This window comes from Bacillus sp. SRB_8 (assembly GCF_003264205.1).
Classification (GTDB): Bacteria; Bacillota; Bacilli; order Bacillales; family Bacillaceae_G; genus Bacillus_A; species Bacillus_A mycoides.
This window is the reverse complement of the sequence record NZ_NADT01000034.1, coordinates 1-13,210: the sequence shown is the minus strand read 5'-3', so window position 1 is coordinate 13,210 and position 13,210 is coordinate 1. Positions and strand designations below refer to the sequence as shown.

Annotated in this window: 12 protein-coding genes and 1 pseudogene; 5 read left to right on the top strand and 8 right to left on the bottom strand. The window is 33.3% G+C overall.

Annotated features, from left to right (window positions below; all coding sequences use genetic code 11):
• Positions 1-189 precede the first annotated feature (189 nt).
• The 6 genes from B5P40_RS25195 to B5P40_RS25170 form a co-directional block, all read right to left on the bottom strand.
• The gene (locus B5P40_RS25195; protein WP_078177347.1) at positions 190-900 is read right to left on the bottom strand and encodes a Crp/Fnr family transcriptional regulator; all 711 of its coding nucleotides are present in this window, start codon (positions 898-900) and stop codon (positions 190-192) included.
• Between the two features lie 167 nt (positions 901-1,067).
• A complete protein-coding gene (gene rd / locus B5P40_RS25190; protein WP_078177348.1) occupies positions 1,068-1,232 on the bottom strand; it encodes a rubredoxin in 165 nt (54 codons plus the stop codon).
• A 32-nt stretch (positions 1,233-1,264) separates the two neighbouring features.
• Complete coding sequence (locus B5P40_RS25185) at positions 1,265-2,479, bottom strand: NAD(P)/FAD-dependent oxidoreductase (RefSeq protein ID WP_113710115.1); 1,215 nt, start codon at positions 2,477-2,479, stop codon at positions 1,265-1,267.
• A gap of 21 nt (positions 2,480-2,500) precedes the next feature.
• Positions 2,501-3,736, bottom strand: coding sequence for an FprA family A-type flavoprotein (locus B5P40_RS25180; protein WP_078177350.1), 1,236 nt, complete (start codon positions 3,734-3,736; stop codon positions 2,501-2,503).
• Between the two features lie 158 nt (positions 3,737-3,894).
• Positions 3,895-4,602: a class I SAM-dependent methyltransferase gene (locus B5P40_RS25175; RefSeq protein ID WP_113710114.1), complete on the bottom strand. Its 708-nt coding sequence runs from the start codon at positions 4,600-4,602 to the stop codon at positions 3,895-3,897.
• Positions 4,603-4,753: 151 nt separating this feature from the next.
• Positions 4,754-5,479: a YwiC-like family protein gene (locus B5P40_RS25170; protein ID WP_113710113.1), complete on the bottom strand. Its 726-nt coding sequence runs from the start codon at positions 5,477-5,479 to the stop codon at positions 4,754-4,756.
• Positions 5,480-6,177: 698 nt separating this feature from the next.
• Here B5P40_RS25170 and B5P40_RS25165 point away from each other — a divergent pair.
• From B5P40_RS25165 to ric, 3 genes and pseudogenes are all read left to right on the top strand, one after another.
• Positions 6,178-8,049, top strand: a complete 1,872-nt coding sequence (locus B5P40_RS25165) for an anaerobic ribonucleoside triphosphate reductase (RefSeq protein ID WP_113710112.1) — start codon at positions 6,178-6,180, stop codon at positions 8,047-8,049.
• Positions 8,046-8,495, top strand: coding sequence for an anaerobic ribonucleoside-triphosphate reductase activating protein (nrdG, locus tag B5P40_RS25160; protein ID WP_078177354.1), 450 nt, complete (start codon positions 8,046-8,048; stop codon positions 8,493-8,495). The genes B5P40_RS25165 and nrdG overlap by 4 nt, the downstream gene beginning before the upstream one ends.
• 258 nt (positions 8,496-8,753) lie before the next feature.
• Positions 8,754-9,451 (top strand): annotated as a pseudogene (gene ric / locus B5P40_RS25155) (iron-sulfur cluster repair di-iron protein).
• A gap of 43 nt (positions 9,452-9,494) precedes the next feature.
• On the opposite strand, the gene B5P40_RS25150 reads toward ric, so the two are convergent.
• On the bottom strand, positions 9,495-10,616 hold the full coding sequence (locus B5P40_RS25150) for a TIGR04053 family radical SAM/SPASM domain-containing protein (RefSeq protein ID WP_113710111.1): 1,122 nt from the start codon (positions 10,614-10,616) through the stop codon (positions 9,495-9,497).
• Between the two features lie 481 nt (positions 10,617-11,097).
• Between B5P40_RS25150 and B5P40_RS25145 the strand changes: the two genes are divergently transcribed.
• Both B5P40_RS25145 and B5P40_RS25140 read left to right on the top strand, forming a co-directional pair.
• Positions 11,098-11,325 (top strand): DUF1858 domain-containing protein, encoded by a 228-nt coding sequence (locus tag B5P40_RS25145; protein WP_113710110.1) that lies wholly within the window; start codon positions 11,098-11,100, stop codon positions 11,323-11,325.
• A 12-nt stretch (positions 11,326-11,337) separates the two neighbouring features.
• On the top strand, positions 11,338-12,567 hold the full coding sequence (locus B5P40_RS25140; RefSeq protein WP_113710109.1) for a DUF438 domain-containing protein: 1,230 nt from the start codon (positions 11,338-11,340) through the stop codon (positions 12,565-12,567).
• Between the two features lie 236 nt (positions 12,568-12,803).
• Here the strand turns inward: B5P40_RS25140 and B5P40_RS25135 are convergent, their stop codons facing one another.
• On the bottom strand, positions 12,804-13,001 hold the full coding sequence (locus B5P40_RS25135) for a hypothetical protein (RefSeq protein ID WP_258402184.1): 198 nt from the start codon (positions 12,999-13,001) through the stop codon (positions 12,804-12,806).
• Positions 13,002-13,210 lie beyond the last annotated feature (209 nt).

Below are 13,210 nucleotides of genomic sequence, written 5' to 3'. Positions count from 1 at the left end.
TGAAGTTTTCGCACCAGAACCTTTTGGAGTGTTTGCACCAGAAGCAGTTTTGCTTTTCCATACTAATCACGTCCTTTTTTAAAGTACTAGTATCAGTATGTCCAAGTTTCAGAGATTCGTTACATGAGCCTTATAGTTTTTGCACCAGAACCATTAACAATACCGTTTGACTAATTCAATACAACTTAGCTACTCCATATATTTTCTAAAGGCTGCCGTATCTTTAACCATTAACTGTTTATTCCCAATTGATGTAATGAATCCCAAGTCTTCAAATTTACTAAATTTACGACTGATTGTTTCCCTTGTCATCCCTATATAATTTGCCATCTCTTCTCGTGTTAACGGTAAATTTATAAGTATTCCTTTGTCAGTATCCTTACCATACTTTTCACAAAACTCTAGAATTATATAAGCAATTCTAACTTCTGGATCATTCGTTGCTAGATTGTGCGCTAAATTCTCTGTTTGCGCTAATCGTTTTGTAACAGTCTTTAATAATTTTAATGCAATGCTTGGATTTCTCTCCATAATACTATCCATATCAGTTTTTGTTAACATACAAATTTTCGTATCTTCCATCGCATATGCACTAAAATTACTTTCTTCCTCGGAATTAAATATGTTTAATTCACAGAAACATTCACCACTTGTTAATATATGCAAAATTTGTTCTTTTCCTTGTAGAGTCAATTTAGATAACTTTACTTGCCCCTGATTAATAATAAATAATGTATCTGACTTCGCTCCTTCATAAATTAATGATTGTCCCTTTTTAAACTGTTTATGTTTTGTCATTGAGGCTATTTTTAAAATTTCCTCATCAGATAAGGACTTAAAGATTAGTACCTTTCTAGGACAAGGTAGTACCACATTTTTTAGATAACAATTTTTTTGCATATTTCCTCATCTACCCTTTCTTCTTTCGCTAAATTTTGAACAATAGTATTTAAATTATTATATCTTGTCCTAAAGAATACACTAGTGACTCAAATCACATCAAAAAATTCTTTTCATATAAAAAAGTAACGAGAAATTATACCATCTTCTCGTTACTTTTTCTTTTTCTATTCTTCTACTGGTGCAAAGTGTTCAGTATCTTCTCCACATACTGGACATACCCAATCTTCTGGTAAATCTTCAAAACTTGTTCCTGGTTCTATATCTTCATCCGGATCTCCAATTACTGGATCATAAATATAACCACATGGTAAACAAATATATTTTTTCATTATAATGCCCTCTTTCTATTATCATATTAAGATTATAGTTTCTCTTTTACCTTGCTCATTATTTCACTTATATTCGTATTTTTCATATCAATCTCTTCTAATGATACTTGTTTTTCAATAGCAGACTTGTAAGGGATGGATGCAACTACTCCTTCCAATGAGATAACACCCACTATTTTATTATCCTTGATAAATAATCTTGTATACTTCTCTTTGTCATCTTCTTCAACGATAGTTGTATCACATTGTTTTTCATCAACGAATCCAATTGAAAATAAAGATACATTGAATGCATTAAAGATAGTAGTTGGGATTGCTTTCTTATAAGTTGCAGGAATAGAAGCCATATTACTTCCTGCTATTTTCCCTTGATCCATTGCTCGTCCCCATAGCCCGTCAGTTTCACCATTTACCTCTGCTACATCACCAGCAGCATAGACAGATGCCACATTCGTTTCCATCTTCTCATTGACAACAATACCTCTATTTACGTGGATAGGAGTATTATTCACTAGTGAAATGTTAGGGGTGACTCCAATTGAATAAATAACACTATCACAAGCGATTATTTGATCACCGTTCACTTTAATTCCAGTTACTTCTTCTTCTCCAAGAATAGAATCAATAGTAGTATTTAAATATACTTTTACTCCTGCACTTTCAATTTTTTGTTTTAATAGAAGAGAAGTTTTTTCATCTAATTGTCTTCCCATTAGTGTAGCGGCAACTTCTACAATGGATACCTTTTTACCAGCTTTCATAATAGACCAAGCTGTTTCTAATCCTTGTACACCTCCGCCAATGTTTACAACATTCTTTCTATCTTCTAAACATGTTTTAAAGTTATCCGCTTCATGCATGTCTCTAATAGTAAAAACATTTTTTTTATTTATTCCATCTACTGGTAGCCTTTTATTATTTGCACCTGTACAAATTAATAGTTTGTAATAAGAAATTTTTTCATTATTTGATGTAACAATATGTTGCTGCTCTGTATCAATGTTTACTACCTTTTTATTTGTGAAAACTGATATATTATTATTTTGGTACCACTTTTCTTTTTTAATTAAAACTTTTTCACTGTGCAAATCTGAATATAGCTCTTTTGATAGTTTAATTCTGTTATAGGGTAAAGATGATTCTTCACCAAAAATGAATATATTTGAATCCTTGTCATCGTCTCTAACTGTTTTTGCAGCATTTACAGCAGCTACTCCGCTTCCGATAATAACAAAATTCTTTTCCATGTTTTCACCTACGTTTTTCTATTAAATAGAACTTAATAATAAATCTGTGACAAATGTTGTTGCATGTTTAATTCTTTGTGTTTTTTCTTCATCCTTCGGAGAGAACCTTATACGAATAGGGAATTCAACATGAGTCATACCTGTAGATTTAATAACATTTGATGTACTTTGTACATTCATGTTTGTCTCATTTAAATAATCTTGTATTACCTCAATTGCTTCACCACTCCAACCATACGACCCGAACGCAGCTGCAATTTTCCCTTCTAAGTTTATTTCTTTCATTTCTTTTAAAATTTCTTCTAAGTTTCCAATCATATCTGCGTATTTAGTTGAAGACCCAAAGAAAATTGCATCTGCTTGTTGAATGCTTTCTAGAATTTCAGCTTTATCTGATTTATCAGCATTAAATACTCTTACTTTAATATTCTCTGCCTCAAATGTTTCTTTAATGATATTCGCCATTTTTTTAGTATTATTTTTAATTGTTGTATATACAATTGTTACTTTTTTACCTTGAGTTGTATCTTTGCTCATTTCTGCATATAAATCGATATATTTTTGTACATCTTTCCGTAAAATGTATCCATGGGATGGAGCAATCATTTTTACGTCTAAATCTTGTAGTGCCTCCATTAACGTTCTAACATATCTTCTATGTGGATGAATGATTGCATTATAATAGCCAATAAAATCATCTATAATATCCTCATTCACTTCATCATTAAACATTTCATTATTTGCTACGTGAGTACTAAAAATATCACATGGAAATAAAATTTTATCCTCTACGCAGTAGGTAATCATCGTTTCTTCTGTATGGAGATATGGAGTTTCTTTAAATTTTAATGTTTTTCCACCAATATCTAATGTATCACCATCTTTTACAATTAAAAAATTCCGATTATGCAGCTTATACATTTCTTGTATTTCAGGTACTGCAATTTCTGTGCATACAATTGTAGCATTTGTAGCTCTTGATGCTAATGCTGCCAAGCCGCCTGAATGATCAGGCTCTGTATGATTCACTACGATATACTGAATTTCTTGTGGATCAATTAATTTGCTTAAGGATTCTACAAATTCTCTTCCGAACTCTATATCAACTGTATCAATCACTGTTGGTTTTTCAGTTTTTAGAAGATATGCATTATAAGTTGTTCCTTTTGCTAAAATTAAACGATGAAACGGAACCTCTCTATTATCAATCTTTCCAACCCAATATATATCTTCTGTTAGCTTAATTTCTCTGTTCATATTTTTTCATTCCTCCTAATTGTCATCTGTTAACAACAAATTTATTATAAATATTCTCCTAAGATAAAAAGAGGACTTGAATCACATTTTGAAAGAATAAATAAAAAATACCTTAGTAAAAGAAAAAATTCTTCACTAAGGTATTTTTTATTTGATATTTATTTTGTAGCTACAATAACTAATGCTGGGCCATCAGATGAATATGCTTTTTTCTCGAAATTTGCATATGCTTCTACTGACTGAAAACCACACTCTGTTAATATTGGCAATAATTCTTGTTTTGTAATAGGATATAATGGAATACTATTTGAGACTTCTTTATCATCGACATTCAATGTTGCAGTAAATAATACTTTTTCTCCTTCAATTGCATAATCTCGCTTAAATGAGAAATGTTTCTTCTTAATAACTGGAAAAATGAACTTTTTTTGATTTAATACTTTTTCATAATTTATAATTTGAATAATCAATTTCCCATTTTTTTTTAGTTTTTCAAAAGATTTTTGAAGAAAATCAGTAATTTCTTTCATATTATCTAAATGAACAAGGGTATTTCCAATACAATAAATACCATCAAATATCCTAGGTACATTGTCTATTTGTTGCATTCCAAATGTATTTACCTGAAATTTCCCTTCGTGGATTGCAGCTTTCTCACAAATTTTAGCAGCCATCATCTTCTCTGGCTCCATTGCCGTAACAGTAAACCCCTTTTCAACTAATGCTTTGGCTACATTTCCTGTTCCTGCACCTACATCAAGTACAGAATTTCCCACTTGTAAATAAGAGGTAATAAAATTCAGTTGGTTTCCATTTACCGGAAAAATCTCATCATAATAAGGCATTAACATTTGATAAAATGTCATTATTTATACAGTCCTTTCAGTATTTAGTATTTGAATAATTATAAATATATGAAAGAAAATTTAATTCCACTTTGATTTAAATCAAAACACCTTAAGACGCTTCTGTATTTTAATAATTGTAAGAAACTATTAGCTTTCACCAATCGAGATTTTACGAGATAAAAAATTCAAATACTAATATTGTTGCAATAAAAAAGTAAATAGAATTTATAATCTCTAAAATACCCACTTTTAAAATCGAAATATTTCTACCATAAAAAACTATAGACCGTATCAAACTTGGGATAAAAATAATGGTAATCCATGGTGATACAATTAAAGTAGCAATCACAAGTAAAGAATGATACCACCATGAAACAAAGCGATACGTTGGATTCTTTTTTTCACGAATCATCGTTTTTACATAAAACGTACTTCCCATAAAATATAAAAATGATATAGTCGCTATCATCAATATATTCTCATCAATTGTTTTCATTGTGAAATAATAACTAATGATTCCCCCTATACAAAACAAAATAATAGCACATATATCATTTAGTAAAGCTCGTTCGTTTTTTTTGCGAGAAAAATAAATATTAATGAAAAAAAATGGAAGCATAATAATAGAAAAGAACACTGTACGCCATTCATATATAAGAGCAATGATCGCACACACACAAGTCACGCTAAAATACAGAAAGAAACAATGTAAGTAATACTTCTTTCTTGGTTGTTTTACATACATTAACAAAGGATATGTAGCCAAGTATACAAATAACCATGCTAACAAAAGGGATATATGATACCATGTCCATTTACCAATTAAAATACCCAAAACAAAAGGAATAAACAACATTCCCCAAGCTCCATGCTGCTTTGGAATAATTAATTTCATTCTTTCAACACCTCACACTCAAAGTTCTTTATTAACAATTTGATATACCAATGCTAACCAAAAGAATGCAAATCATTAACTCTATAAAGTGAAACTTCTATCAGTGGAGGTTCTTCCCTCACTGATACTCATCCCCCACCCATCGGAGTATTACTATTCCCGAATAGCGGAATAAAATAAATTTTTCATACTCACTCTTCTCTTAAATGATAAACTATGCTGAAAAAGGATACTGTGAGTGAAATCACTGCATTCTGTTTTTTTATACCTTTTATTTTATAAAGTGAAAATTTTATCAGTGAGTTTTCTCATCTCTGTTGATTATCCTGCACTCTGAAAATCTAAGATCAGGAGATTCAGAGCGGGGAAATAAATCTATATAAATCTAGTTTGATTTTTCGACAGATAAGCCATGGCTATAGATACCAAAAGGTGACCTGCACTCATTTTCTCTTTTTATTTTTACTTCGCATGAACAGAAAAGAATCTGACCGCTTCTATAGAAGACCGAATGCTCTCTCCCTCCTAAAAAGAAGGGATTTATATCATTTTTTAAATTTATATTTATATAAACATACGAGTTTCCAACACTATATTACTTTATAGATATTATGTTTTTTAGTATCATTGCAAAATCAATCTATATGTAGTATTATTCAATCGTCCGAAACACAATATATCGAATAGGGGTGAGTTGAATGAATCCATCAAACAAAACACAACAACCGTGGGAGTGGGATGATTTATGGACAACATTTCACACAATTATACAGAATAACGATCAAGATTTAATGCAAGAAAATGCAAATGTGGATGGTCGATCTCCAATGGGAATAATGGGAACATTTGCATCGGAGAGTGCAAAATTTTATGCAATGGAACATTTGCTTTCTAAGCAAGAAAAAAAAGCAATCAATCAAAATATTTTATATCCACATGATTTAGATTTTTATACGACAGGCACGACAACGTGTTCACAAATTCCTTTAGCGCAACTGCTTGGAAATGGATTCCACACAGGACATGGCCATATGAGGCAACCACAAGATATTAAAAGTGCGTTGGCACTCTCTTCTATTATTCTTCAAGCAAATCAAAACATGCAGCACGGTGGTCAATCCTTTGCCATGTTTGATATCGATTTAGCACCATATGTGAGAAAAACATTTGAGAGAAATAAGGAAAGACTAGGGGCGTATCCGTTAACAAAAAATCAAATAGAAGAGTTTGCATGGAAAGAAACAGAAAACGATACGTATCAAGCGTGTGAAGCATTTATTCATAATTCCAATAGCATGCATAGCCGAGGTGGTGGACAAGTAGCGTTTATTTCGATTAACTACGGAACGGACACATCAAAAGAAGGGAGATTGTTAATTAGACAATTATTACGGGCGACGCAGGCTGGCTTAGGAAAAGGGGAAACGCCTATTTTCCCAATTCAAATCTTTAAATTAAAAAAAGGTGTTAATTTTGACGAAAGAGATCCAAATTATGATTTATTTGAACTTGCTTTAGAAACGACAGCGAGACGATTGTTCCCTAATTTTTCATTTTTAGATGCACCATTTAATGCGGTGCATTATGATGGTCGCCCTGAAAGTGAAGTATGTTATATGGGCTGTCGTACCCGCGTAATGTCTAATATTCATGGAGAAGAAACAGCGATTGGAAGAGGAAATATATCATTTACATCTATTAATTTAGTAAAATTAGCTTTAATAAGTGAATCAAAAGAAGTATTTTTTGAATCGTTGAACCATTATATCAATCTCGGCATTCATCAATTGTTAGAAAGATATGCGTATCAGTGCACAAAAAAAGCAAGAGATTTTCAATTCCTATATTCACAAGGGATTTGGCGCAGTGGTGAAAAATTGCAACCAGGAGATTCAGTTGCTGAAATTTTAAAACAAGGAACGTTGAGCATTGGTTTTATTGGACTTGCGGAATGCTTAGTTGCTTTAACAGGAAAACACCACGGAGAAGATGAACATTCATGGAAACTTGGTAATGAAATCGTGACCTTTATGAGAAAAAAAATGGACCAAGCAACAGAAGATCATCGGTTGAATTTCTCATTAATTGCAACTCCTGCAGAAGGGCTATCAGGGAAGTTTATCAAAAAAGATCGAGCTGAATTTGGAATCATTACAGATGTAACAAATCATAACTATTATACGAACTCATTTCATATTCCGGTTTATTATCCTATTCAAGCAATTGATAAAATCCGTTTAGAAGGACCGTTTCATGCCCTTTGTAATGGTGGCCATATTACATATATTGAATTGGACGGAGTGGCAATTCATAATCAAAAGGCTTTAAAACAAATTGTACAGGCAATGGCGCAATATGGGGTTGGATACGGCTCTATTAATCACCCGGTGGATCGTTGTAAATGTTGTGGCTATAATGGAGTAATTGAAGATGGATGCCCAAGCTGTGGAAATGAAGAAGAACATCATATTGAAAGAATCCGCCGCATAACTGGATACCTCGTTGGGGACATGTCGAAATGGAACAAGGCAAAGCGTAGTGAAGAAGCGGATCGAGTAAAACATAAATGAGAGTAATGAACATTATTCATGATAGTGTAGTAGATGGTGAAGGGCTACGGACAGTTGTGTTTTTTGCGGGCTGTTCGCATCATTGTTTAGGCTGCCATAACCCAAAATCGTGGAATCTTTGTAACGGTACCGAGATGAGCGTGGAAGAAATAATAAAAGAAATTGCCAAAAATCCACTAACTGATGTAACATTTTCAGGTGGTGATCCATTTTTTCAAGCTGCCGAGGTCAAAAAGGTGGCAAAAGCTGTGAAAGGTTTAAACAAGAACCTATGGATTTACACTGGTTATACGTTAGAAGAAATCCAGAATTCTCAAAACAACGATAGGGCAGAGTTATTACATTATGGAGATGTTTTAGTTGATGGGAGATTTGAACTCGAAAAAAGAGATTTGACACTTCCCTTTCGTGGGAGCTCCAATCAACGCATTATACGATTAAAATAAATGTACTGTACTTTTAAAGTGAAACTTTTATCAGTGGAGGTTTCTTCATCCTCCACTAATTATTAACCCTCACCAATTGGGCTGTACCTCCTGCCTATTTTTAATTGCTCTTTAAATTTTGAAAAGGAACTATTACCGTTCCCCCAATAGCAAGACAAAAGAACTGATGATGAAATTAACACATAACAAGTGGTGTATATCATCACATAGATTCAAAAATATTGATATTCTTGATTTAAACTTTATGGCGGCACTCATATGGAACATACATTTACTGAGACTTCTATTATTGGTGATATTGTTACACAATTCCCAAAGGCTAGTGATCTTTTTAAATCATATAGAATAGATTTTTGCTGTGGTGGTAATAGACCACTTATTTATGCTATTAATGAACGAAATTTATCAGCAGTAGAAGTTCTCACAAAGTTAAATGCTCTTTATCATGAAACAAAACTATTAAACGAATCTGAAATTGATTGGAAAACTGCTTCTTATCGCGAATTGATTGACTATGTTGTGAATAAGCATCATCGCTATTTAAATGAAGAGTTACCACTGTTAAGTCCATATGTTACAAAAGTGTTACGCGTTCATGGAGCAGATCAACCTCATTTAGCTCAAATTCACAAGTTATTTCATGAATTAAAAACTGAATTAGAACAGCATTTAATTAAAGAAGAAACAGAAGATTTCCCATTAATTTTAGCATTTAAACAAAATCCAACTGATGAAAATTACGCAAAGTAGTGGACGAATTGGAAAATGAACATAGCCACGCTGGTAATATTATTAAAGAACTTCGTAAGGTTACAAATGACTTTACTCCTCCTGAAGATGCTTGTGGTACTTATCGTCTTGTTTACCAACGACTGGAAGCCCTTGAATCTGATTTATTCCAGCATATTCATTTAGAAAATAGTATTTTATTTCCACGTGCAATTGCAAAAGCTTAAATAAAAAACGGGACATGAGTAAAAAGTGCTCATGTCCCGTTTTTTATACGTTTTTTTTCTGTTTTCGTAATGCTTTTGGAATGTATACACAGAAAGATTCACTTTCCATGTAATCTCCCGTCATCGCAAATGCTCTGGAACGAGATCCTCCACAAACATATCGAAACTCACAAACTCCGCACTTTCCTTTATACTTGTCCGGATTACGTAAGTCTTGAAAGACGGGGGAGTTTCGATAAATATCAGCTAGTGGTGTTGTTCTAACATTACCGGTTTTGATAGGCAATAACCCACTTGGATATACATCTCCAATATGAGAAATAAATACAAAACCGTTTCCATCATTCACCCCTTTTGGAGCACGCCCAAGCCCATCAATTTGCCCCGTCATCCCATTCATCAATACATCCTGATATTGAATAGTCTGATCCGTTTTTTTCTTTTCTTTCATTTTTTGTTGAATAACAACGCGTCTATAGTGCTGAGCAGCTGTTGTTTTAATATCAAAAGAAACCTTTTTACTGAGCTGATATAGCCATTGGAATACCCTTTCATGTTGAGCTGGTGAAATCATATCTGTTTCCTTACCACGCCCCGTTGGAACTAAGAAAAATACACTCCACAGCACACAATCTAATTCTTCTACTAAAATTGCCATATCTTCAAGTACATTCACATTATAATTAGAAACAACAGTATTAATTTGAATAGGAATTTTTAATTCATGCAAATAACGAATCACATTCATTGTTAATTTAAATGACCCCTCTGTCCCTCGAAAATAATCGTGTATTTCAGCTGTCGGTCCATCTAAACTAAATGCCCATCTAGCAAGCCCTACTTCTTTTGCTTTTTGAATCGTTTCTTTTGTAACGTTTGGAGTAGCACTTGGTGTCATGGATACCCGAACACCTTTTTTTACCGCATATTCCGCAATATCATATACATCTGGACGCATTAATGGATCTCCACCAGTAAAAACAAGCATTGGATTATCCATTTCATATATATCATCAATTAGTTTTTTACCCTCTTCAAATGTTAGCTCAAGAGGATGACGATGATACTGAGCTTCCGCACGACAATGAAGACATTTTAATTGACATGCTCTTGTTAACTCCCATATCACAATAAATGGATTTTCATTAAAATCACGATTAATCAAGATTAAACCCTCCCATTGACTTATATTCTATATTGTAAAGTGATATAGGCATTCATGTTGTGAGATACATCACGCATGAAATTCCCAGTATAAAGCAAAAATTCTCTGTGGGGTTCCTTCATTCCCTGCTGATTATTCCTTCCACCAATCAGGCTTTTATGGGCAGTAATACTCCTTCCCAACTTCTTTATTTTCACCGATTTTTGAGGTGAAAGTATTACTGCCTGCAAGTAGCAAGATAAAAATCCCTCTTTATCACAGATAGTGTTTCTCTTTTGAATTTTATACCCTAACATTTCTTTTTACGCAGCGTACTCCACTAATGCTCCCTAGTTTTCTCTTCAAGTTTCTACTTGAATTAAGCGTAATAATGAATTGAGCTCTCCAAAATCATACGTGTGATTTGGCTCACACCTTACTCATTATTTCTATGTTACATTGTTATTGAGAATTAATATCACTAATTTTCGAGGTGAGAATGATGACAAAGATGATTGACTTTAGTCAAACAGTTTGTGATTTGGCTACCCAATACCCTGAAATCATCCCTATTTTAAAAAAGCTAGGCTTTGAACATATAACGAACTCCGGCATGCTGCGAACAGCCGGCCGTGTAATGACTATTCCAAATGGATGTCGGATGAAAGGAATTTCGTTCGATATCGTAAAAAAAGCTTTTGAAACTAATGGATTTAAAATTAAAGAATAGAGGAGAGTCCTTATGAGTGAAATAATTAACAGTCGTGAACAAGAAAATATGAATAAATTTGAACGTCAAACAATCTTAAAAGAGATTATTAAAAGTCTTCATAATGGAAAAAGCGTGGAAGAAGTAAAGGCGCAATTTGAAGAGGCTGTCGGTAATATTACCATTGCGGAAATTTCAAAGCTAGAACAGGCACTTATGGAAGAAGAAGGAATTCCAGTAGAAGAAGTACAACGTTTATGCTCCGTGCATACAGCTATATTTAAAGGTTCCATTGAAGAAATCCATAGATTTGATAAACCCGAAGAACAACCTGGGCATCCAATTCATACGTTTAAGCTTGAAAACAAAGAAATCGATATGCTTGTTAACTTCAAGCTTCAGCTTCACTATGAACATTTCGAAAAAGAAGATAGTGAAAAAAACGTCTATAAACTCATAGAAGATTTAAATATGTTGCTAGATGTAGATAAGCACTACAGCCGTAAAGAAAATCTGCTTTTCTCTTATTTAGAAAAATACGGAATTTACGGACCGACACAAGTAATGTGGGGAATCGATGACGTCATTCGTAATGCCATTAAAGATGTTAAACAAAAATTAATAAACTATAACGGAGATAAACAGCCTGTTTTAGATGGTGTTTACTATGTCATCTGTGAGGCAAGTGAAATGATTTTTAAAGAGGAACATATTTTGTTTCCGATGGCACTTCAAACTCTTACGGAAGACGAATGGGTTAAAATCGCTCATGAAAGTGAGGAAATTGGCTATTGCTTAACAGGTCCTGCAGGTGTATGGAAACCTGAAAGAAAGGTGATGCAAGAGGAAGTTATATCCGAAGGATTCATTCGTTTAGAAACAGGAATACTATCTTTAAAACAATTAGAATTGATGTTGAACCACTTGCCTGTGGATATTACGTACATTGACAAAGATGATGTTGTCCGCTATTTTTCTCATGGAAAAGAACGAATCTTTGCTCGTACAAAAGCGATAATTGGTAGAACAGTCCAAAACTGCCATCCTCCAAAAAGCGTTCATGTTGTTGAAAAGCTCTTGGAAGACTTCAAATCTGGAAGCAAAGATTGTGAAGATTTCTGGATTAAATTCAAAGATAAATATGTATACATTCGCTATTTTGCTATACGCAGTGAGGATGGAGAATACATTGGCACTCTTGAATTCACACAAAACATCAATCCAATTCAAGGAATTCAAGGTGAAAAACGCATTCTCTCATAAATTATGAGTGTCACAAGTTCTTTGATTTTAAAAAATAAAATTGGTTCTGTTGCAAATACTTCCTATAGACTCAGACGCTTTTTAAAATCAATATGATACAGCCTTATAAATTATTAGGGCATTAATTCAGCAATTGTAATAGTTCCTTTTGGTTTACCCGAATAAAATCCAAAATCTCGCCCATACTGTAAGAAGGCTGTTGATTACAGTCAAACCCTTTTATTATTTTTGAGCAGTTAGCTTTTGCTAGCTGCTCTTTTTTCTTCTGGTATAGCATGTCTTAAAAACTCACTAGCAGCCAACCACTTAGTTTTATCATCACAAAACTCAATGCGAATGATTTGATCTCGTGGGTTTATAATCCGTGCTATACCGCATAGTTCCGGATAATCTGGATGAACTATCATTACAAACTTCTCTTCTTTAAGCTCCATTTACAGCACCTTATTTCTCTACAATGGGTCACCATACACGCCCATCAACTTAACAAAAGAGATGATTCCCATAATAAGAATTTTGTTTCATGGGTACTTGAACTACCCCCACTTTCACTTCGTTTAGAAGAGGGGGATTCCTAAGTAAAGAGTTCTATCGAACTCTAATTTATTAGGCTATCTCCACAGTCCTTGCGGTTAGAAGCCTT

Coding starts and splice junctions, on each gene's coding strand:
- B5P40_RS25195 (WP_078177347.1), bottom strand. CDS start 900: ATGCAAAAAAATTGTTATCTAAAAAATGTGGTACTACCTTGTCCTAGA.
- rd (WP_078177348.1), bottom strand. CDS start 1,232: ATGAAAAAATATATTTGTTTACCATGTGGTTATATTTATGATCCAGTA.
- B5P40_RS25185 (WP_113710115.1), bottom strand. CDS start 2,479: ATGGAAAAGAATTTTGTTATTATCGGAAGCGGAGTAGCTGCTGTAAAT.
- B5P40_RS25180 (WP_078177350.1), bottom strand. CDS start 3,736: ATGAACAGAGAAATTAAGCTAACAGAAGATATATATTGGGTTGGAAAG.
- B5P40_RS25175 (WP_113710114.1), bottom strand. CDS start 4,602: ATGACATTTTATCAAATGTTAATGCCTTATTATGATGAGATTTTTCCG.
- B5P40_RS25170 (WP_113710113.1), bottom strand. CDS start 5,479: ATGAAATTAATTATTCCAAAGCAGCATGGAGCTTGGGGAATGTTGTTT.
- B5P40_RS25165 (WP_113710112.1), top strand. CDS start 6,178: ATGAATCCATCAAACAAAACACAACAACCGTGGGAGTGGGATGATTTA.
- nrdG (WP_078177354.1), top strand. CDS start 8,046: ATGAGAGTAATGAACATTATTCATGATAGTGTAGTAGATGGTGAAGGG.
- B5P40_RS25145 (WP_113710110.1), top strand. CDS start 11,098: ATGACAAAGATGATTGACTTTAGTCAAACAGTTTGTGATTTGGCTACC.
- B5P40_RS25140 (WP_113710109.1), top strand. CDS start 11,338: ATGAGTGAAATAATTAACAGTCGTGAACAAGAAAATATGAATAAATTT.
- B5P40_RS25135 (WP_258402184.1), bottom strand. CDS start 13,001: ATGGAGCTTAAAGAAGAGAAGTTTGTAATGATAGTTCATCCAGATTAT.